The organism is Colwellia sp. 75C3 (genome assembly GCF_002836255.1).
In the GTDB taxonomy this organism is placed as follows: Bacteria; Pseudomonadota; Gammaproteobacteria; order Enterobacterales; family Alteromonadaceae; genus Colwellia.
The window spans coordinates 293,669-316,770 of sequence record NZ_PJAU01000032.1; the positions used below are offsets into that span (position 1 = coordinate 293,669).

At 36.9% G+C, this 23,102-nt stretch carries 19 protein-coding genes; 4 read left to right on the forward strand and 15 right to left on the reverse strand.

The features are described 5' to 3' along the window. Positions 1-118: 118 nt before the first annotated feature. The 9 genes from CXF85_RS03215 to CXF85_RS03255 form a co-directional block, all read right to left on the reverse strand. The gene (locus CXF85_RS03215; protein ID WP_101227071.1) at positions 119-775 is read right to left on the reverse strand and encodes an ANTAR domain-containing response regulator; all 657 of its coding nucleotides are present in this window, start codon (positions 773-775) and stop codon (positions 119-121) included. 357 nt (positions 776-1,132) lie between these two features. After that, on the reverse strand, positions 1,133-2,125 hold the full coding sequence (gene nudC / locus CXF85_RS03220; protein ID WP_101227072.1) for an NAD(+) diphosphatase: 993 nt from the start codon (positions 2,123-2,125) through the stop codon (positions 1,133-1,135). Further along, positions 2,125-2,463, reverse strand: coding sequence for a winged helix-turn-helix transcriptional regulator (locus CXF85_RS03225; protein WP_101227073.1), 339 nt, complete (start codon positions 2,461-2,463; stop codon positions 2,125-2,127). The genes nudC and CXF85_RS03225 overlap by 1 nt, the downstream gene beginning before the upstream one ends. 104 nt (positions 2,464-2,567) lie before the next feature. After that, the gene (locus CXF85_RS03230; RefSeq protein ID WP_101227074.1) at positions 2,568-4,532 is read right to left on the reverse strand and encodes a PAS domain-containing sensor histidine kinase; all 1,965 of its coding nucleotides are present in this window, start codon (positions 4,530-4,532) and stop codon (positions 2,568-2,570) included. A gap of 62 nt (positions 4,533-4,594) precedes the next feature. Continuing rightward, a complete protein-coding gene (locus CXF85_RS03235) occupies positions 4,595-5,200 on the reverse strand; it encodes a hypothetical protein (protein ID WP_101227075.1) in 606 nt (201 codons plus the stop codon). Between the two features lies 1 nt (position 5,201). Next, complete coding sequence (locus tag CXF85_RS03240) at positions 5,202-6,209, reverse strand: hypothetical protein (protein WP_101227076.1); 1,008 nt, start codon at positions 6,207-6,209, stop codon at positions 5,202-5,204. A gap of 42 nt (positions 6,210-6,251) precedes the next feature. Further along, positions 6,252-7,109: a response regulator gene (locus CXF85_RS03245; RefSeq protein ID WP_101227077.1), complete on the reverse strand. Its 858-nt coding sequence runs from the start codon at positions 7,107-7,109 to the stop codon at positions 6,252-6,254. A 546-nt stretch (positions 7,110-7,655) separates the two neighbouring features. Next, entirely contained in the window at positions 7,656-8,255 is a 600-nt protein-coding gene (locus CXF85_RS03250) for a YceI family protein (RefSeq protein ID WP_101227078.1), read from the reverse strand. A 67-nt stretch (positions 8,256-8,322) separates the two neighbouring features. After that, entirely contained in the window at positions 8,323-8,910 is a 588-nt protein-coding gene (locus CXF85_RS03255; RefSeq protein ID WP_101227079.1) for a cytochrome b, read from the reverse strand. Between the two features lie 173 nt (positions 8,911-9,083). Between CXF85_RS03255 and CXF85_RS03260 the strand changes: the two genes are divergently transcribed. After that, the gene (locus CXF85_RS03260; protein ID WP_101227080.1) at positions 9,084-9,959 is read left to right on the forward strand and encodes a LysR family transcriptional regulator; all 876 of its coding nucleotides are present in this window, start codon (positions 9,084-9,086) and stop codon (positions 9,957-9,959) included. 258 nt (positions 9,960-10,217) lie between these two features. After that, a complete protein-coding gene (locus CXF85_RS03265; RefSeq protein WP_101227081.1) occupies positions 10,218-12,332 on the forward strand; it encodes a sensor histidine kinase in 2,115 nt (704 codons plus the stop codon). 55 nt (positions 12,333-12,387) lie between these two features. Here the strand turns inward: CXF85_RS03265 and CXF85_RS03270 are convergent, their stop codons facing one another. Continuing rightward, positions 12,388-13,599, reverse strand: coding sequence for an MFS transporter (locus tag CXF85_RS03270; RefSeq protein WP_332870681.1), 1,212 nt, complete (start codon positions 13,597-13,599; stop codon positions 12,388-12,390). 194 nt (positions 13,600-13,793) lie between these two features. Between CXF85_RS03270 and CXF85_RS03275 the strand changes: the two genes are divergently transcribed. Then, positions 13,794-14,600, forward strand: a complete 807-nt coding sequence (locus tag CXF85_RS03275) for an AraC family transcriptional regulator (protein ID WP_101227082.1) — start codon at positions 13,794-13,796, stop codon at positions 14,598-14,600. A gap of 192 nt (positions 14,601-14,792) precedes the next feature. Here the strand turns inward: CXF85_RS03275 and CXF85_RS03280 are convergent, their stop codons facing one another. Further along, positions 14,793-16,505 (reverse strand): hypothetical protein, encoded by a 1,713-nt coding sequence (locus CXF85_RS03280; RefSeq protein WP_101227083.1) that lies wholly within the window; start codon positions 16,503-16,505, stop codon positions 14,793-14,795. Between the two features lie 340 nt (positions 16,506-16,845). Between CXF85_RS03280 and CXF85_RS03285 the strand changes: the two genes are divergently transcribed. Beyond that, the gene (locus CXF85_RS03285) at positions 16,846-17,796 is read left to right on the forward strand and encodes a LysR family transcriptional regulator (protein ID WP_101227084.1); all 951 of its coding nucleotides are present in this window, start codon (positions 16,846-16,848) and stop codon (positions 17,794-17,796) included. 175 nt (positions 17,797-17,971) lie between these two features. Here CXF85_RS03285 and CXF85_RS03290 read toward each other — a convergent pair whose 3' ends face one another. The 4 genes from CXF85_RS03290 to CXF85_RS03305 form a co-directional block, all read right to left on the reverse strand. After that, on the reverse strand, positions 17,972-19,336 hold the full coding sequence (locus tag CXF85_RS03290) for a nucleobase:cation symporter-2 family protein (protein ID WP_101227085.1): 1,365 nt from the start codon (positions 19,334-19,336) through the stop codon (positions 17,972-17,974). A 427-nt stretch (positions 19,337-19,763) separates the two neighbouring features. Beyond that, the gene (locus CXF85_RS03295) at positions 19,764-20,705 is read right to left on the reverse strand and encodes a sensor histidine kinase (protein WP_101227086.1); all 942 of its coding nucleotides are present in this window, start codon (positions 20,703-20,705) and stop codon (positions 19,764-19,766) included. Continuing rightward, positions 20,698-21,252 (reverse strand): heme NO-binding domain-containing protein, encoded by a 555-nt coding sequence (locus CXF85_RS03300; protein WP_101227087.1) that lies wholly within the window; start codon positions 21,250-21,252, stop codon positions 20,698-20,700. Before CXF85_RS03300 ends, CXF85_RS03295 begins: the two co-directional genes overlap by 8 nt. Before the next feature lie 246 nt (positions 21,253-21,498). Next, the gene (locus CXF85_RS03305; RefSeq protein WP_101227088.1) at positions 21,499-23,022 is read right to left on the reverse strand and encodes a fumarate hydratase; all 1,524 of its coding nucleotides are present in this window, start codon (positions 23,020-23,022) and stop codon (positions 21,499-21,501) included. Positions 23,023-23,102: the final 80 nt, after the last annotated feature.

Consider the following 23,102-nt stretch of genomic DNA (forward strand, 5'->3'; position numbering starts at 1 on the left):
ATACAAAAGCAAATAGTACGCCACATTTTAATCTACTGATTTTAAAGGGCTTGCTTAACATTGTATGAAAAAAATTATTTTTTAATTGCACAAAAAAAATGAAATGCACCATTAGTGTTCACACACTGGACTTTGAAAACAACTGACAAACATCAATAATGTTTTTCGATACCGTGGCTAACGTGCTGCCTTGATCCATCGCCATTTTCCTTAGGGCAGCATAAGCTTCGCTTTCGCTGACCTGCTTCTGTTGCATGATATGCCCCTTCGCTCTTTCAATATATTTTCGGTCTTCTAACTGGCTTTTGGCTTGTTTTAGTTCATTACGCAGTGCTTGAACTGCTTTAAAGCGTTCATTCGCTACTAAAAGAATACTCTCTATACGTTGCGGCAATATTTCATGAACCACATAAGCACTAACACCTGCCTTTATTGCCTTTTTTATAATATTCGGAGAGTCATATTCAGCAAAGATGACAATAGGCAAAGGTAACAATTTATTTATTTCGGCGAGATCTTTAAGCATTTTATCACTGGCTAGATCCGTCGATAAGATCAAAATATCAGGATTGCAGCGCTCAACTTCTGTAATAATGTTGTCATTAAATGACAATTGTTTAGTTATTAGATAGTTGAAATCAAGTAATGCTTTTTTTAGTGGTGAAGTACGTACCTGTGGCTCTTCAATTAACAGCACTACAATGTGTGTATTTGAAGCTATTTTTGCTTGCTCACCGTTAGTTTTCATTTTGTTAACCGCTTTATTTACTATCATAATTACATGCTTAAACCATTGTTTTGTTTATAAGTACTTACTCTAAGGTACTTGCGTAAAGCTGCAGTTTGTTCAATAAGTGGAATAGCAAAATTTAAGCCAATATATATTAAGCTTTTATATCAATGGGTTACTGGTTAACTTTACCGCTTGATGGCGCTCGATTGCACCAAAGATAGGGGGTTGAAATAATAAAAGCACAATGACAGAGCAGAGAATTATGCTACTAATAGCCATGAAAACACTAATTTCAACTAAAATTTCAGCTTTGAAATCGGCAATATTACTAAAGCCACACAGCTAAACGGCCTAAACGACATTTAGTTGTTTAGCTTTAGCTCAACTAAATATTGTTGATTAATACTGCCCTATTTCCTTATTCAACCAAGCTTTTATTAAATAAGAGGAAATCGAATCGCCACTGCTCATTTTATACTGAGCTTTAATTGGCGCTTCTTCCCCAGATTTGAGTGCGCTATGTATGGAAAAGTCAGCTAATTGCTCACGAGAAAACCACTGCGCGGCCTCTAGGTCATCTTGACTGATATCAATTTTTTCTGACGTAGCAACAGCGGTAAAACCTAGCATTATCGACGCTGGAAATGGCCAAGGTTGCGAAGCAATATATTGCGGATTTTCAACAATTATTCCAGCTTCTTCAACCACCTCTCTGATCACGGCTTGCTCGAGGGTTTCACCTGGATCAACAAAACCGGCTAGTGTTGAGTACATCCCCTCAGCCCAGCTCGCTTGCCTGCCTAATAAACAACGAGCAACACCATCATCAAACATTCTTTCGACTAGCATAATGACTGCCGGATCGGTACGTGGAAATGTCATATTACGACAATCAGAGCAACGTCTAGCATGTCCGGCCTCAACTGAACGATTACCATGCCCACATTGACCGCAAAATTGATGACTGATATGCCAATGCACTAGCCCTTTAGCAAGCGCTAAAATTGAAGCATCAATGGCTGACAAATTGGCGGTAACTTTTCTAAGTTCTTGCCATTGACCCATTTCAATTAGCGCTTCCTGAGTGGAAAAACGTAATTTATTAAAATCGATAGCAAAAATGGAAATTTCTGTTGGCTTCTGGCTATCTAAGTTTCCTTTACCTAAATCTCCTTTACCCAAATAAATACAACTATCAACAGTAACGGTTGGTAGTTGTGTTTTACTCAGATAAATTGGTGCAAGAAACTCATCTCTATCAAAGAGACATTGCCCCTCATGAATAACACAAAATAAAGTATCTTCACGGGTAAATTCAGCAGCTAACCAGCGTTTGTTCTTTCGTTGGTTAGTACCTCTATCTAGGGGCATATTGCCGTAAGCTAATGTCATTATTCGCTTTCTTCCTTAAGTGCTTGTGCCCATTGAGAGGACCAATGCCCTAATGGAGAGACAATCTTAAATAAATCAACACCTTGATGGGATAATTGATAACCAGCTTCTTTCATTTCAATAAGCTGTAGTGTCTTGAGTTCTTTTAATCGAGTATTTAACAAGGTAGGCGAAATTTTCTCACAGCGTTGTTGCAACTCTCTAAAGGTTGCAGGCCCACTATGTAAATTCCAAATAATACCTAATGCCCAAGTTCGGCCAAGTAAATCAAGTAATGCCATAATAGGTTTACCGGTTTTAGAGCCACGCACTTGTGAGCCAGGGAGTGGTATTGTCATAGTCATGCCTACAATGATAAAAACATCATGCTACAATATTTGTAGCACAGTTACTATACCAAACACAAAATGACATTAGGAACAGGCTGTACTTAACAAATAACTTAACTCATTGTTTTATTAATACTTAACTCCCTCTTAGCTAATTCAACATGATGAATAGGCAAATAAATATCAAATTGACTGCCTTGGCCAATTTTAGAGCCGACATCAATACGCCCATGATGTTCTTCAATAATAGATCTGACAATATGAAGCCCCAGACCGGTTCCTTTCCCAACAGGCTTAGTAGTGAAAAATGGATCAAAAATACTTTTCAAGTGATCTTGACTAATACCTGCACCATCATCTTCAAAACGTATATTCACTTCCTGTTCTTCAATGCGTGAAGAGATTAAAATATTACCTTTAGTTTCAATGGCATGAGAAGCATTAACTAGCATATTAATAAATACTTGTAATAATTTTTGTGGGAAACACTCGACATCAACCTTTGCGTCTAAGTCTTTCGTTATCTCAACTTTGTACTTAAGTTCATTAGCCACTAGAGTAAGGCTTTTTTCAATTAACTCATCAATAGAGATCGTTTCAGGAACTTTATCATCAACATGAGCATAATTGCCTAGATCCTTGATAATTTGACTCACCCTTGCAGCTCCCTCTAAGGTTGATGTGATTAAGGGTTGAATATCATCAAGTATAAAACCTAAATCTTCTTGCTGATAAAGTGCATAAGCGGCACTATTTTTATCCCTATCTTTGGTTAATGCTATATAAGACATCAGTGGCGTAAAGTAGCCATTAAGTACATCCAAGTTACTACTGATATAACCTACTGGATTATTAATTTCATGAGCAATGCCTGCTGATAATTGACCAATGGAGGCAAGTTTTTCTGCATTGATTAACTGCTCATTTAATGAAGACAATGCTTTTTGGCTATGTTTTCTTTCATTAATATCAATCAAGGTAATTAGATAATTAACAGCACATTTGATAACTATCTTTCGGCCTGAAAATTCAATGTGAGGGTGTTCAAACTTGGGTGAAAGAAGAGATTCTTCCATATTTTTTATCGCCATTTCGCTATCAAACTGCCCCTCCAATGTTGCTAATGCTGGCACAAAATCTGATATTTTTTTATCAATTATGTCTGCTTTATCACTTAATAATAATTTTTCAGTTTCTATATTACATTCTTTGATCAAGCCATGATCATTAACCAGCACGACTGCGCAAGGGATGGTATCCATAATGATATTTGCTTTGTCATTCGCCCTAATAACATTAAGTCGCTCTTGCTCCGCTTTCTTTTTTTCAATAGTAATATGCTGAGTAAATTTCTGAATTGCACTTGATAATTCTTTGACCTCAGTAGGCGCCCTACGTTGTCTAAACTCAACAATCGCTTCATCGTCTATAGGTCGCTGAGCTAACGAGGTAATATTTTCGATGGGTTTGACTATGTATTTACTAAAGAAACTTACCGTGAGTAACATAAAAAATGAATACAAAGAAACCACTAGGATTGACAAGGTAGTAAAGTTGCTTGTCGCTATTTTAGTCTGCTTACTCAAGGAGTTATTGTCATTCACTACTTGTTCAGACAGTAGTTCTAAGTCACTAACATATTGCGTCGTTACCTTGTCAGATGCTGCAACCGTCGTTTGCCAAAGCTTGGTTTCTTGCATTGAAATATGCGAAAACCTATTGACGATATCATCGTTTGATTCGATAGCAGCAATCAAACGTCGTACTAAATTTTCTCCCTCACTTTTAGGTATTTCTGTCTGAACTAAAAGAAGGGTTTTTTTGAGTTGTTCAGATTGGTCTTTTATACCTTTTGCTAAATAGGTTTGTCGACCCGAAAAAAGTAAGTCTTGCGTGGTCAGCCAAAGTCTCGACATAGTGAAAGTATGATTAACCGTTTGTACTAATAAACGCGACTCATAATGAGCACGTGATATCTGCTCAACTTTTTGATACTGATGCCAAAGACTTGCAAAGATAATCACACCTGACAATAACGTGCTTATTGCCAACAGCTGATTATAATTAGAAATTTTCATTATTAATTGCCATTGTTAATTGCCATTGTTAAATTATTATAATAGTTAGCTACTTACCGTAACTACAGCTTTTCTAATTCCTCTCCCCATAGAATTTCAGTTAGTAATAATGTTTTCAGTGCGCACCTTAAAACTACATTAGCTAACTCAGGAGCGTTTTGTGCTTTTTCCAACACGTCTATCTTTGCGGTAACACCATCATCACTCAATAGCTCTTTTAACTCTTGGTAATTTTTACCAACAAACATAGCTTTAAAACCACTATCTTCTGCAATTTTCTTTTTAGGACTTCGACAACGTTGAAAAACAAAGTTACTTATTCTTAAGTTTTTATCTATCGCCCAAACTATTTCGACTAATCCCCAGTCACTTTGTTCTGATCTCACATGCACATAACCTAATGCTTCTTTACCTAACATAGCGATATACAGGGTATGCTGACCTAGCTCACTAAAATGTAAGTCATTACTGGGCAGTGCTATTTGGACTTGAGCCCGAGTATTGTCATCTACCGTTTTAACGATAGAAAGTTGATTAGTTTTCTGCGGAAAGAGTTTTCCTATTTGCGCGACAGGATCGCGTAAAGAACAATAAGCAATTGCATTTACATTGCCCGAAATCAATATCAGCATGACTATCAACATTAATGAAACAAAACGTATTTTCATATCAGTACCTAACCCTTAGTTGTACTCTAAGCAATTGTTGTTTTTGGCCCATTGACGGATTATTAAATTGTTTACGGCCCGACATGCTTAACTCTAACTGTGTATTAAATTGATAACTGAAGCCAATATTGATCAGCTTATCTGTACTTTTTTGGTTTTCTTTATCGCTGACAATAAACTGGCTATATAACTTAAACTGCCCATTTATCGAAGTTTTATTCAATTCAAGTAAGCTATACTTTTCTTTTTGCATGCGTTGAGATTTTTTATTATCTTCTCCTAACGCCAACTCTCCTAATAGCCCCCATGTTCCCCAATAATATTGCCAATCAAGTGCTAATCTTTTTCGTGAAACATCATCAATATTTCCATCATAAATCGATAAACCAACGACAAAATCTAAGTGACTTAATGACCCTATTCGTCCGCTAACAGCATAAGAGCCATCAACCGATTTAGCTTTGTCTTTACCACCCAAGGTATAACTAACGCTATACTCAACTTGGCTTACCACTTTGTTAAGGCCAAGCCCCCAATCAAGCTTTGCTCCCAAGTTTTTTCCATGTGAGTAATCAAGTAAACGACCATTGGTATCAATGCTCTCTTCTAAACCAAAAGGTAATACAAAGTGGCCTACCCGAATATTGGGGAGCCAATTAGGACCGGCAGTATAATTTAGGTGCGCTTCTCGAATAATAAGCTCACCATCATCTTTAGACGTAAATAAGAAAGGTACCGGAATATGGTTTGATAACTTAGTATAATAAAATTGCCCTACACCATAGCCAACATCACCATTTGATGAAGTAAAAACCTTATGGGAATCTAAACCTAAGGCATAAATCCGACTGGTATTATCTAATGCGTCATTTTGATTTAACCGAGCACTGGCGTCTAAACTCCATCTGAGATTATTAGTAAAATCGGCATAACATGACATAGGAAAAATCAATAATGAAAAAGCTAAAAATCGCACTAAAAATTCCGAAAAAACATTAAAAACAAACATTATATATTCCTCCCATATCGCTGAAGTAAGTCCTAAACATAATCACTCCGAACAAACAGATAATCGATTTAATACAGTTTTCCCGGTATTAATTGATGCTGCTAATGAATTTTCTGCATTAAGTATCAAATCATCAGTAAGGGTATCTTCTAAGTTGGCAATACCTATACTAGCCTGAGAAAATTTAGGACTCTCCATAACTAACCAACTAAGATTTTTGGCAAGTAAAATGGCGTCATCTGCGCAAGTTTCTATAAGTAAAATAGCAAAGGTATTATCATCCCATTTTATCAATGGATCAGATGCGCGACGTTTTAACAGTTTTATCACTTCTACGTCTCTACTTTGTGATGATTGCTTGGTATCTGTTCTTGCTAGCTTTATTAACAATAAGCTTAGTGGATGTTGATGACGTTTTGCTCGTGCAATCTCATAATGTAACCAGCAGTCGACAAAATAGCTTTTAGTTAAAGCACCCTCACTTTCAGCGTAAGCAGTAGGCCTCATGCCTCCTTGTTTAAATAAGCCTTTTTCTATACGAATAAGTAAGGTTTTTATATTAAAAGGCTTGAGAATGTAATCATCAGCGCCGGAAAGTAAACCCGCACTTTCCTCTGCTACTTCACACGTCAGCATAATGATCATGGTCGAGGCAAACCGACTATCGCTTCTTAAAATGCTACAGGCTTTTAAGCCATCCATTATAGGCATGCGAATGTCCATAATAATCAAATCAGGTGGCGAACTATTGGCTAAGGCTATTGCTTCCTCACCATTACCAGCTTCAATAATATCAACACGTTTGTCTGCTTTATTAAATTGACGGTGGATCCCTCTTTTTAATGTATCTCTAACACCTCTTTCATCGTCAACTATGAGAACACTTTTTTCTTTTAACATATGCTATCCCTATTATGTAAAGCTTAAAGTTGAACTTATAATTAAACATATAATTGAATTAGTAAGCCCTAAGTCATAGTTGAATTGCAATTGATATACCAACAATAAAAAAGATGACAGAGATCGCTTCTCAGCCTTTTAATTATAGACTTGGTAGTAAAATTTTGTATATTTTGAAGAGTTAATTAATCGCTCTATTTACTATTTTAAATTGATATTGTTTCGCAAAACGCTACGCATGAGAAGAATAAGTGACAGGATCGGAGTTAGCTTTATCTTAACTAATGTTATTAACAGTGGGATTTAGTTGATATTGATAGAGAGGGCTTAATGATAAAAATATTTTCATGCCGATGCACTTGGATCAGGAACGTCATCCAAGTGGTGTCTTCCAGTTTGTAAAAGTGATGGATCTTCGATCAGAGACTTCGAAGATGACGTTACAGCAAAATATTGAGTTAACTACATAGGCATGAAAATTTATTAGTCATTGAGAAAAACCAGCATTAAGCTGGCTTCAAGGTTGAGGGTAAAAGCAATACGGAACTAAATTCTTACGCCTTCAATATGCAAAGCCATTTCAACATGCGTTGACGCTGGGCCTAAATTATAGCTAATACCGTAATCTGCTAACTTTAAGCTGGTGGTTCCTGAAAAACCTGCACGATGACCACCCCAAGGATCTTGTCCTTCACCAATTTTTACTACTGGAAAGCTAATAGTTTTAGTCACACCTTTTAAAGTGAACTCTCCGGTAACCATCGCATTCTCATCATCGCTGAATTTAATACTATTACTGGTAAAAGTCGCTTTTGGAAAGCTACTAACATTTAGGAAGTCTTTGCCTTTAAGGTGCTTATCACGTTCAGCATGGTTCGAATCAATACTTTTCGTGTCTATTTCAATACTAATTTTAGCGCTGTTAGGTGACTTATCATCATAAGAGAAGTTACCATCAAAGGTATTAAAACGCCCTAATAACCAGCTGTAACCCAAATGCTTAATTTTAAATTGTACAAAGGCATGTGCACCTTCAACATCTACTTTGTAATCAGCGGCCTGTGCAGTGCTAATTGATAACGTGGCCAATACTGAACTGACTAATAAACTGGTTGCTAGCGCGGTGGTGATTAATGTTTTTTTCATGTGATGTTCCTTGTCTATCCTCTAATGAAGAGAAGTTAATAGTAAATGAGTTAATGTAGTTCTGTATTTAGATCAGTTCTTTAGTCGTTATATTTAATGACTTTATTGGTAATACTTTTAGCATTCTTACTAAGGTATTATTTTTATTAATAAAGTGATGTTTTAGTGCCGCAAGTGCATGACCCGCACTGAGTAAAATTAACGTCCATGCTAAAATTTCATGAATATTGCCAACAATATCTTCTTGATTAGCAAAACTTATTGGTAATGCCGGTATCGATATTAAGCCAAAGACATCAATCGCTCTGCCATCGGCAGTTGATATTAAATAGCCACTGAACATCAAAATTGCCATCAAGCCATAAAGAGCAAGGTGGGCATAGTGCGCAGCTTTCACTTCAATAGTGCTTGCTGATTCATCGGCACTTTTTGGCGTAATATTAACTGCACGCCAGACAATTCTTAACATCAAAGCAACGAATAGCGTCATACCAATATTTTTATGTAAGTCTAACGACCCTTTATACCAAGCATCGTAGTAAGTTAGCTCAACCATATAGAGCCCTAAACCGAACAATGAAAATATGCTTATCGCCATTAGCCAATGAAATATTATAGTAATAAGACCATAGACGTTTTCGGTATTCTTCAACATTTTAATTTCCCTAACCTTGGCATGTCACTTGTGTAACAACCAAGGTGCTTATCAAGTTATTGACGCTACTATAACTAACTAACATCTATTAAAAAATAGCAATAAATGCGAAACTGTTGTGCATAAACGCACAACTCATGACATTTTATATAATTGAAATAGTGGAACTAATAATGAAAGACACTTCTTGGGATGATTATAAAATAGCTTATCAAGTTGCTATTGACGGCAGCTTAAGCCAAGCAGGCATATCCCTTGGGATAAACCATGCCACCGTATTAAGACGCATAAACCAATTAGAGCAAGCAATTGAAGTTAAACTATTTATCCGCCACCAGCGTGGTTATAAACTTACCGATGCCGGCTGCGTGTTAATGGATGAAATGCCTGAAATGTTGGCAAAATTCTCTAGCTTAGAAAATAAACTGCAAAATGTTGAGGGTGATATTAGTGGCGAGTTGAGGATCACCACGGTGAGTTCATTCTCCCCAGTGATCACTCCCACATTAAAAGCATTTAGAGATAAATACCCTAAAATTCGCCTTAAACTCATTTCTACTGATGACATTGTACCGCTCGATTCAGGTGCTGCCCATGTTTCCTTACGAGCAGGTCCAAGCCCAGTAGGTGTTGATCTTGTCGTAAAAAACCTAACTCGATTAACAACGGCTTATTATGCGACACAAGGTTATGTTGATGAGTTCGGTCAACCCAAAAACATCAGTGAGTTTAACGATCATCAATGGGTATTACCAACGCAGGAGAAATACCGAATACCCTTTGTTAATTACATTGTTGATAAAATTAACAAAGATAGGATAGTTTTTCAAAGCACTCACTTCCCTGATATTCACGAGGCTGTTATTGCCGGTATGGGCATAGGACCTATAGGGGAATACCAAGCTAGCTTGAATCCGACAATGGTGAAAATGGCTTTAGATATTCCGAATAAAGATGAAAGTATATGGTTTGTTTATCATAAAGATTTAAAGCACAGCGCTCGCATTCAATGTTTCTATCAATTTTTAAAAGAAGCTCTTTTAGATTAGCTGGTAACTAAATTATACCCACTAAGAAGATGAACGTGATGATGAGTAACCATTTCGAAAAGTAGCTTTTCATACATCATTCTTTATATTAAGAAAAAGTTGCAAAAATGTTATTGAACATTTGTTTTTGATGCTAAAGTTACTTGGTAAAAAAGACTTAAAAAACCGACAGGCTGTATATGTTTAAATTGGGCAAACGTTATATAGCGAACTTTATCTTTTCTTTGCTATAACACTAAGGATTAATGGTGAGTTTTTATGCTTAAACTCAATATAAAAACGCGCATTCTTACGTTTGTAGTACTCTTTCAGATTATTGCTTACGGTACTATCCAACTATTCAATAACCTCAATTACAAAAACGAGTTAACTCGATTAAAAAATAATGAAATTCTGCAAACCTTTATTGCTACCATTGAAAAAATTAATAGTTTAACCCTGCTACTCGAAAGAAATGCCACCAATTTAGCTATCACCTCAGAACACCTATATTCCCTAAGGCAAGAAAAACAGCTGACGGTTGAACAATTATCCATTGCCATTAAAAAAATACTGATCAAAAACTTCACTTCGATTCCTGAAGCCATTGGCGGTGGCATATGGTTTGAGCCTTACCTCATTGACCCATCAATAAAATATTTTGGCCCTTATGCCTTCCAAGGAAAAAAAGAGGTCGAGTTTAGCTGGCAACTTAATACTGCTGAATATGATTATCACAACCAAGATTGGTACACTATGCCCTCGGCAAGTAATTGGCACCAAGAAAAGCCAAGTACTAGAGCGCTTTTTTGGACACCTCCATATATTGATGATGCCGGTAGTTATTCATTAATGATGACGGTAGATGCTGTAATGTTTGATGATCAAAAAAATATGATTGGCATGACAACCGTAGACTGGTCTTTAACAAAGTTAACCTCATTATTATCTAAAGTTAAAGTATCTGAAAATTCTTATCCTTTTTTCATTCACAAAGCATCAAAGCAATTTCTCAGTTATCCTAAAGACCCGACATTAGTGATGCAACAAGCTGATCAGTTTAACTGGGGCAAGCAAGTACTCAGTGATAATAAAATAAACAAGCTAACGACTCTCAATAACATACTCATAGAGGGCATTAACTACAATATCTATTTTCATGGCACAGACGGTGGTTTTATTTTTGGCTCTTTAAGCCCTGTTTCTGATTTAGAAAAAGACATCAACAGCATTGCTCACCTTACCTTACTTATAGGTACAAGCATTTGCTTCTTTTTTATTATGTTATTAATTATTTTTATGCATGTACTGTTTTCCCCTTTCGATAAGGTACTCACGTTAATTAAAAACTCGATTACTTATCGATCTGACGACGAAAAAATCGTTCAAATTCAACATATATCTTACTCAGAAGATAATGAGTTTACGCCTATCGTGCATGCACTTGATGAAGTATATGAACAAGTCCGTAGTTATATTGATCAAATCACAATAAACAATGCCCAACTGATACAATCAAAATCTGAAATTAATACCTTAAATAACGAGCTAGAAGAAAAAGTATTATTAAGAACAGAGCAGCTAGAAGCCAAAACACAACAAGCATTAGACTCGCTGACTCAATTAAAAGACACTCAACAGCAACTTATAGAGCAGGAAAAACATGCTTCATTAGGACGATTAGTGAGTGGCGTTGCTCATGAAATAAATACACCATTGGGTATCAGCATTACTGCAGCTTCTTACATTAAAGATATGACCGAAGAATTTTTTCAACAAATTGAAAGTGGCATATTGAAAAAATCTGAATTTACTAAAAAACAACAAAAATTGATAGAAAGCGCTAATTTATTGGAAAATAACCTTAAACGAACCTCTGACTTGGTGACCAGTTTTAAACAAGTTGCTGTTGATCAATCATCAGAAGAATTTAAACAGTTTAATTTATTTGACTATATAACCAACGTTTCTCGATCATTACAACCTAGGGTCGAACAAGCAAAGCATAAACTCATCATAAATTGTCCTGATACTAATATTGAAATTTATTCAATCCCGGGTGTTATTATTCAAGTGATCACCAATTTAGTTGAAAACTCACTTATTCATGCATTTACTGACGCTGACTCGGGTTTAATCACAATTCACTTGTTGAAAAATGAGAAAAATATAGACCTAATTATCTCGGATAATGGTAATGGCATGTCTCCTGAGGTAATTGATTCTATTTTTGAACCATTTTTCACCACATCAAGACGTACCGGTGCTATAGGGTTAGGCATGCACATTGTCTATAACCTAATCACACAACAACTTCATGGTATCGTTAGCTGTCAAAGTAGCTTAGGTGAAGGAACAAAGATCATCATTACCTTGCCGTCACAAAAAGATTAATCGGGTACTGATTAATCTTTTAGCCCCTATACAAATAGCTAATACAACTTTAGCTTTAAACCACCACGGTATTTTTTTTGGTATTAACAAACTGGCTTGCCGTTAAAGACAGTACCGCAAATACTGCACCGGCATAAAAGACTAATGAGTGATCATATAACCAAATTAAACCAAAGGTCGCGGGTATAACAACCGCAGCAATGTGATTAATGCTAAAGCTTACCCCAGCACTTGAGGCAATATCTTTTGGATCCGCTATTTTCTGAAAATAGGTTTTTAACGCAATGGCCATAGCAAAAAACAAATGGTCAATCACATAAAGCACCGCTGCTATATTTGCAGATTCAACTAACGCATAACCGACAAAAACGGTAATTAAGCCTAAATACTCTAAGGTTAATGCTTTACGCTCCCCTACCTTCGCAATCCAAACACCAATTTTAGGTGCTAAAAAGAAGTTAATAACATGATTAATCATATATAAAACTGTGATTTGCTGAACACTATAACCAAACTTTTCTACCATCAAAAATCCAGCGAAAACCACAAATATCTGTCGACGTGCGCCTGCTAAAAAGGTCAGTAAGTAATACAAACTATAACGTTTTCTTAATATGATTTTTTTATGTTGTGCATGTTCCATAGGGAACTTAGGCATAGTAAACGCTAGCCATATTGTTAGTAGTAAGCCACTTAAACCAAAAAACAAATACATCACTTGATAGCTAGCTGAAAAAATACTAAAACCTAACCAAATTAAGGCATAACAGAGCAGTGACGCCGCGGACTTAATTGACATTAATTGACCAAGTTTTACTGCAGCTTCATCTTTTTTAAACCACTGTAAGCTTAATGAGGTATTTAAGGTTTCGTAATAATGAAAGCCTATCGACATTAATACTGTTGTCGCATAAAGCCCATAAATACTAGGGAATAGCCCAGTAATAGCAACGCCTATGGATAATAGACACAAAGAAATCAACGCGAAGACTTGCTCGGTAAACACCAATAATACAAAAATTGCTGTAAACGCTAAGAAGCCGGGAATTTCTCTTAAAGACTGCAACATACCAATTTCAGCCCCGGTAAAAGCAGCCTGCTCAACAACAAAGTTATTGAGCATCGCCATCCAACCAGCAAAAGTAACTGACATGATAATGCTGGCAACAGCTAAGAAAACAAACGGACTGTGCCATCTATTAGTCTGTGCTGCTATAAGTGGCGCTGTATTTCCCGTACTTACTTGTTCTGTCGTTGCTTTGTCCATACGAATCCCTGTTCTAAATAACTGATACTAGGTTACTGACACTTACTAAATAACACTAAAGAGTTAACTCTTGTTAATTCATTGAGAGTGCTAAATGCCAAAATGATAGATATACAAGCGATCTTCGACCTATCTACTTGTGTCGCTAAAGTAGCCATTATATGATGATTTCAACATGACCTATAGCGACAATTATGACAGATAGTTTATCAATTCAGACAAAATCAACTTGGCATCAGCAAAGTCCTAGCCGGCTTTATCCAAGCTTACCCCGCTCGGTATTACCTTTGTCTGCTGAATTTAAAGCGATGACTCAGATTATTAGTCATTCTCACCCTTGGTCGCAGCTTTCCTATTCTTGTGTTGGGGTTATGCACATTGAAACCGATGCCGGAATTTTTGTTATTCCACCTGAGCAAGCACTCTGGCTACCTCCGGGTATGGCTCATCAACATTTTTGTAAGAATAAAGTGAGTTATCGCAGCTTATATATAGCCCCTGAATTAAGCAAAATATTAGGTCAACAAGTACGGCCGTTAACCGTTGACCCTTTATTGAAATCATTGATACTAGAAATATCAAACTGGCCTGAAGACTACGAAGAAACAGCACAAACACAACGTTTTATTCTGGTATTATTAGATCGATTAGCCATGGCAAAAAGTAACGAGCTTTTTATGCCGACCATTCAAGATAAACGACTATTACCTATCATTGAAACGCTAAACCAAGAGCCCGCAAATAAGTTAACCGTAGAACAATGGGCACTCAAAGTAGGCGCATCAAGTCGCACCCTAAATAGATTATTTAATCAAAATTACGGCATGGGCTTTAGTCGATGGAAACAGAAGTTGAGAATATTAAAATCGTTAGAGCTACTTAACAGCAACTCGCAACTGGCAGAAATTGCCTTTGAGTTAGGCTATGAATCAACGTCTGCATTTATTACCGCCTTTAAAAAGCACTTGGGTTGTTCACCTAAAAAGTACCTTGCTAAGTAGTGACTTAATAATTAAAGGACTAATGAAATGACTGTAAATTCAGTTGAGTTTAGATAATCAGCTTCACTGAAATTTAAAAATGCAAAAGCCCTGCAATCTAAGCAAGGCTTTAAAGTGAGTTCACTCAAAGATAACAAGTATGTTATTTATAACACTACACCTGTGATCTCTTACTTATACCAATTACAGTAATTACACCGTTAATCTATTCGTTAACGCTGCTGCTAGGTCATGTTCAATGGTAGCCAATTCATCTTCAAAGAAAAATTTGTCGGTATCAAACGGTTTAAGCAATTTCACATCGTTAGTGGTTTCATCATATTTAGCTAAGAATACTTTATCCATCCACTTCATGTTACGCCCTTCAGTAAACATCAAAGCAAAGGCTCGCTCTCCGCCAACTTCACATTCTCCCATAATCGATATTTTACCCGCAGAAGTGGTCATTGAAAGATGACGTGAGGGACGGTTAATAGATGGTAATTCACGATAAATTTTATCAAATATTTGACTTACCGCGCTCAGAGGTGCAGTAAAGTAATGATGTTCACCTGTTGGTCTAGCGCAATACATAGAATGAAAACTGATTAACATAGTACCTAATATATTAGATAAATCTATCCAGTTTTGTGCGCTGCGATCTATATCGATTGAGCCATCTTTATGCTCGAATAAACTGATGTGATTCATCATCGGACTTTGACTACGAATAACCACACCATGGCGTTGCAAACGACGTATTGCAGCAATCGTTGTTGGGTTTAATAATTCACGTGGGGTAGAAAAATGTGCCATCCATGCTAGTTGAATGCCATTTTCATGCATCTTATCAAATACTGCTAACATCTTGTCGTACTTACTGCTCAAAATCATTTCTGGTTGAAAGGTTAACGCACGTGTAGCAAGACGAACCGTTTTAATATGCAATAACTCTCTATCTTCCATTAATGGCGTAACATATTGTTCAAAACGACTCGCTGGCATGTAGCCACCATCACCACCAGTAATAAGCATATCAGTAACTTCTTTATGCACTTTCAAGTAACGATGGATTTGATCTATTTCTTTTTGGATAAACATATCTTCATCACCGCGAACTTGCGCATGACGGAAACAGTAAGTACAAAATGAAAAGCAGTTCTGTGTGGTTTTATCAAAAATTAACTGACACTGAGGGTATTTATGTTGGCTACCATCAAGAAACTCTATTTCACCTTGCTCGTTTTCAAACCAGGGTTTATTAAGTTGTTGGTTACCATCATGGGGACTGGTTTTTTCTTGGTAATCAGCAACAATGATTTTTTTCTCTGGTAGGCTAGCAACTAAATATTCAGCAACGGTAATTTTGTTAATCATATTCGGTTGCGGCATCACTAACTGAAAGACTGAATCTTCATAAAAATTATTCCAGTCAATGCTATTTAAACTATGCTTAGTGGCTAAAAAACGATAGACCTCAATAAACAATTCCCGCTCTTCAATATCACCAATATCTATATTATTAGCTTCAAGAATTTCAACCACACGGCGAAAACCTGACAGACCAGTGTATTGATCTTTCTCATCAAACATATGTGCTTCTTTATCGAGTAAACCCGAATGCTGAGGGTAAGAAGCATGCAGACGACTTAATAGCCCCGGTGACAATAGTTTTTCATTTATAATCGTTTGGCGAACATCATCACTGTAATGATACACAGCCATCATATCGTCAATATCAGTTTCACTGACATCACTAATGCCACTAGTTCGACTATGGACATTACCATCTAATACTTGGTTATTAGGCTGACAAGCGCTTGGGTCAACTATAGCAACATCAATATGCTTTACTTCAGTAGGTGAGGCTTCAGTCAAGGACGTTTTAGTCGTTGAAACGTTGGAGTTTGAATTGGAGTTAGTCATAACAAGGCTCTCTACCGTAAACTCAAAATATTGATGAACACACGGCATATGTTTAAAGGTTAATAGTTCAGACAAGGTGTTTTATCAGGAGATTTTCAAAGAAAGTGCGGTACGAATCAAACGAGTAAAAATCATCAATTCATGACCTTTGGTAATACCTACGAGAAAATAAGCCTCCTTATTCGTCTTGTTTGATCCTAAGTAATAAAGAGAATCGGCCTTTGGTTATACTGACAAGCATGTAAATAAATAATTCAGCGATACGCTATGCTCATTAACTAAGGCCATTTCATCAACGTTTGGAGCTATTAGCTAAAGCAGTCAATCAAAGAAGAGAATAATGAACTATCAGCCTAAAGAAAGTCCTCAATCTAAAAGGTTATTGCCTAGTACCAGCATGCTGGCCGCTTTTGATGCTGCTGCAAGAACAGGTAGTTTTACCGCTGCCTCAAAAGAGCTGGCATTAACTCAAGGGGCGATTAGTCGCCAAGTAAATGCGCTAGAGTTACAGCTAAGCGTTAATTTATTTCATCGTAATAAACAAAATATAACCTTAACTGAAGTCGGAAAAAGCTATGCTAAAGAGGTCAATTCTGCTTTAAGCCATATAAGATCCGCAACACTAAACATCATGACGAATCCCGATGGCGGCACACTTAATATTGCGATATTACCGATGTTTGGCTCTCGTTGGTTAATGCCAAGGCTGGCTGACTTTTTAGCAAAACACCCACAAATCACCATTAATACGGTAAGTAAGCTATCACCATTTGATTTTGCCCATGAGGATGTTCATTGTGCTATTCATTTTGGTAAAGCTGATTGGTCAGAGGCCAATAGCACTTTTTTAATGGCAGAAGAAACTGTTCCGGTATGCTCACCAACATTATTCAAAAAAGCAGAATTAGCACAAGCAGATAACGTATGTGCTAACGTAATCAATTTACCGTTATTGCATATATCGACCAGACCTGAAGCTTGGCAGCAGTGGTTTAATGAACATAACGTAATATCAAAAACACAGTCACAATCGAATTCAAAAGCAAAACAAGGCATGCACTTTGAACAATTTTCTATTGCAACTAATGCTGCCGTTGCTGGGCTAGGTGTGGCATTATTACCGAGATTTTTAATTGAAAATGAATTAAAACGCGGTGAATTACAGATAATTTGTAACACACCCCAAGCTACCGATAATGGTTATTATTTAGTAACGCCCAACGACAAACTTAGCTATCCCCCCATATTAGCTTTTACTAGTTGGCTATCTGAAGTACTTGCCAGTGAGTAAAGTTATGCTTTAGTGACTGAATGAGCTCTCGCATTAGTGAAAGTATGAGCGATTAATAATACCGAAGGCAACCTGTAATAAACGCCTCATATTTAAATTAACTAGGCAGTAATTTTAACTAAGCAAAAAAAGGGTCTGATAAAATCAGACCCTTTTATAAGTAATCAAAAAATATTTATGCAGGGTAAGTTATTTTTTCTTCCTCTATAGAACTCTGTTTTTCTATTTGTACTTTTACTTCATCAGTATTTTCTACAGCATCCCCATCAGGAAGAATTGCATTTAAAACCAAAGCAATTAAAGAACCGGTCGTAATACCAGAAGCTAAAATTATTTTAATAAATTCAGGTAATTGACTCAACAATTCAGGACGAACTGTTACCGCCATGCCTGCGCCAATACTTACGGCGATAATAATACCGTTTCTTTTGGTATGCTGAGTCTCAGATAAAATATTTATGCCTGCGGTGATTATCATGGCAAACATAACTAAGCCTGCGCCACCAAGTACTGGCAAAGGTATAGATACGACTAGAGCACCGATTACAGGGAAGAGTCCTGCAAGAATCAGCATAGCGCCCGTGATGGCAACAACATAGCGACTAGCCACTCCTGTCATACCAACGATACCAACATTTTGAGAGAAAGAAGAAAAAGGTGTAGTAGAAAAGACTGACGCTAAAGCAGAACCTAGTCCATCACATAAAATACCACTAGATAACTTCTTACCTGTTAGCTTAGTTTTGGTTACATTCGATAATGCTAAAAAATCACCAGTAGATTCGACTATGGTCACTAAGTAGGCGATAGACATGCCAATAATACCACTGATAGGAAAAGATAAGCCAAAATGAAAAGGACTTGGTAGCGCAAATAAAGGTGCTTCTTGTACTGGTTTAAAATCGACAAAACCTAAAGCAACACAGACTACAAATCCTACCATCATACCAATAACAACCGCTGCCGCTGATAAGATACCTTTACCGAACATAGATAACAAAATCACCGTTGTTAAAACCAGCATACCAATAGCTAAATTAGCCAGTGAAGCATAACCCTCTTGCCCAACTTGACCGCCAGCAAACCAATCAACAGCTACGGGAATTAACGACAAGCCTATCAAAGTAACGACGGTACCCGTAACAATCGGCGGGAAAAACTTCCTGATGAATGGCATAAAAAAACTACCAATGATCATCACAAGTGAGGCGACCAAAGCTGAACCTAAAATACCGGCCACCCCATGCTCAAAACCAATTGCTATAGAAACCCCGACAAAAGTGAAGCTAGTGCCCATCACACAAGGCAGCCTTATACCAACAGGGCCAACACCTTTACATTGAATGATAGTAACAACACCTGAAACAAGCATTGCCGCATTAACAAGAACGACAATATCTGCTACTGGCAAGCCTAAAACGCCACCAACGACTAAAGGTACCGTTATAATCGCCCCTAACGCGGCAAGTAAATGCTGGGCAGCGAGTATTATTGACGTACCTGCTGGTGGTTTATCTTCAACTTTATACAAAATATCCATATGACCATCCGAGTTATTATTGCTTTATTAAGGCGCTTGAACATAGAGAATTGACTATATTTCTAGCATAGTGTTATCTCGATATTCACATAAAGCTGACTATAGTGTCAATTAATGTTAATTGAGTAATCATTCTAAAAAACAAAATAACTATGCAACAATATCGAGTGTAATTATTAATCGCCTACATTAGTATTAGCGTGATAAAACATAAGGCGATGATATTATTAGTTTTAAAAAAATATAAACTGATGATTCATACAACCTAAAAATACCACTATGTGGAATGATATGTTTGTATTGGGGAGTGAGAGTGGCTTAAGCATCTTTGAAATACAACCGATTGGTCTGTATTCATGGAATTGATTAATCAGAATGCCTTTGACTCGATTATACGACTTAAATTGAGTTAACGGCTAACATCCCTCTAACAAGGTAAGTAAATAGTAAAAGTAGTGCCTTTATTTTCTTCACTAGTGACTGTTATTTTACCTTTGTGTTTTTTAATAATTCCAAAGGATATTGATAAGCCTAAACCTGTACCAACACCTACTGCTTTAGTGGTAAAAAAAGGGTCAAAAATTTTATTCATTATAGACTGCGGTATACCTTTGCCATTATCGCTTATTTCAATGGTCAGGTACTGCTTTCCCTCTTCCTGCTTAACTGCAGTCGTTATATCTAAAACACCTTTCTCTTTTGTTGCATGAGCGGCGTTGATAAACATGTTCAGTAATACTTGATTCATTTCACCCGGGTGACAATAAATTTTAGGTAGTTCGGTTAAATTTTTGTTTACCGTTAAACAATATTTAAGTTCATTCCAAACAACTTTAAGAGACTCTTCAATGAGGCTGTTAATATCGCAAAGCTCTTTTTCAAAACCACCAGAGTGACTCACTTTATTCAAATTACTGACGATATCTTTAACTCTATTTAGTCCTTTATCTGTTTCAGCCAACATAGGTTTTATATCACTATTGATATAATCAATATCTTCTTGCTGCCTTAATTTTTGATAGGCGTTAGCAATTTCAGGTGAAGCTATTGCGGACATATGTGTGAGCATAAAATCATCTAACAATAATAATGAATCAACATACTCGGACAGCATAGTTAAATTACTGATTGAATAACCTATCGGGTTATTTATTTCATGAGCGACGCCTGCCGCTAACTGGCCTATAGAAGCCATTTTTTCAGATTGTATAAGCTGTTGTTGCGTTGTTTTTAATTCGTTTACCGTTGATTCAAGCTTAAGGAAATTGTCATAAAGACTACGGGTTTTTTCATCTAATAAGTGCTCGGCCAGCAATCTCGCTTTTCGTTCTCGTTCGTAGGCCACTTTGTAAGAGTCGGGGTTATTCATTATGACCTTTAAAATTTATCACTAACTTACAACGCGTAGCGCCTTGATGAATACACTCGGGATGTTCGATTGTTATTATTTCATTAAACTGCTCTGCAGCGCCATAAATCAAACCTACACTGGCATGACATAATTTTCGTTTAGAGCTGTAATACATGATAAGGGTATTTTCATCTACCGTTTCATATTCAAAGGTAGGCAGATAAGCTTTGGGATGTAGGCGTTGCACTTCGACATGGATAAGGCCATCGATAGCAAGTAGAAAGCTTTTTAAGTTATCTATTTTGGAAATATCTACTGGGCTGGTATCGTATAATTTCTTGAATAGGTACCGACCAAACTTCTCAACTAACGTTTCAGCATCAATGCCAGTTTTAACCGATAGCGCTTGAACCATATTTATTAGTTCACTATCTAGGTATTGCTCTCCGCTAGTATATATCCCCTGTGATGGCGGGTCCGTTTTCTCAATTAGTTCATTCCACTGTTCCATTCCCATTTGTTCAATGATCATATCTGAGAATGCTGTATATATAGAGCCTTGCATAGTTACTCCTCTAATGAATTAAGATAACTAAAATATTCATCATGTTAATACAGTTTAGTCGTTAAATAAGTAAACTCGTGCTTACTATTAAATTAATCGTAAACTTAATACTAATAAAACTATTTTGTACCTACTTAATGATAATTACCCCCTTAGCTATGCGAAGGAAATGACACAAATTACAGGCATAAAAAAAGAGCGCCTAAGGCGCCCTTTTACTAATAATCTATTTAAAAAAAGAGTCTATTAAGACTTTGATTTTTCTTCAGCTTCTTGGATTTTAACTTTCCAAATTGCAGGGCCTGTTACATGAGCAGACTCACCAGTGCTATCAACCGCAACAGTTACTGGCATATCTTCTACTTCAAATTCATAGATAGCTTCCATACCCATGTCTTCAAAGGCAACCACTTTTGCTTTCTTGATTGCTTTTGAAACAAGGTAAGCAGCGCCACCGACAGCCATTAAGTACACTGATTTGTGATCTTTGATGGTTTGACATGTTGCTGCACCACGTTCAGCTTTACCGATTGTGCCTAAAAGACCGGTTTCGGCTAACATCATCTCAGTAAATTTATCCATACGTGTTGCTGTAGTAGGGCCTGCAGGACCTACCGCTTCATCACCAATAGCATCAACTGGACCAACGTAGTAAATAAACTTGTTAGTGAAATCTACTGGTAATTTCTCACCTTTAGCTAACATGTCTTTAATACGTTTATGCGCAGCATCACGACCAGTTAAGATAGTACCGCTAAGTAAGACAGTTTCACCGGTTTTCCAGTCGCTGATATCAGCTTTACCTAAATCATCAACATTTACGCGGCGAACGTTTTCGCCAACTTCCCACGTGATTTCAGGCCATTCTTCAAGCTTAGGCGGCGTTAAATTAGCAGGACCTGAACCATCAAGATGGAAATGTACATGGCGCGTTGCTGCACAATTTGGGATCATCACAACGGGTTTAGACGCTGCATGGGTTGGTACTGAGTTAATTTTCACATCAACAACAGTAGTTAAACCACCTAAGCCTTGTGCGCCAATACCTAATTTGTTTACACGTTCAAAAATTTCTAGACGTAATTCTTCTTCAGCTGTTTGTGGGCCTCGTTCAATTAAGTCTTGAATGTTTACTGGATCCATTAAACTTTCTTTGGCTAATACGCCAGCTTTTTCAGCTGTGCCACCAACACCTATACCTAACATTCCTGGCGGACACCAACCAGCGCCCATTGTTGGTAGCGTTTTAACTACCCAATCAGCAATCGAGTCAGACGGGTTTAACATCGCCATTTTAGTTTTATTTTCACTACCGCCGCCTTTGGCAGCAATCATTATTTCAAGACCAGCGCCAGGCACCATGTCAATATGTACAACCGCAGGCGTATTATCTTTAGTATTTATACGTTTTCCTGCAGGGTCTTTCACTATTGAAGCGCGTAATGGGTTATCTGGATTTAAATACGCACGACGCGTACCTTCATCAACCATTTGTTGTACGGTCATGTCAGTTTTATCCCACTGAACAGCCATACCCACTTTAACAAAACAGGTAACAATACCAGTGTCTTGGCAAATTGGACGTTTACCTTGCGCTGACATACGTGAGTTAATCAAAATTTGTGCTATTGCGTCTTTCGCCGCCGTTGATTCTTCTTTGTTATAGGCTTTTTCTAATGCCTGAATAAAATCAAGTGGATGATAATAAGAAATATATTGCAGTGCATCTTCAATACTGTCGATTAAGTCTTGTTGTTTAATTATGGCCATAGTGCTCTCTATTAGCTGGAATATTCTTTAATACCCTTTAATACTGGGTAGTTGAAAGTTATAATAAATCTATCGAATAC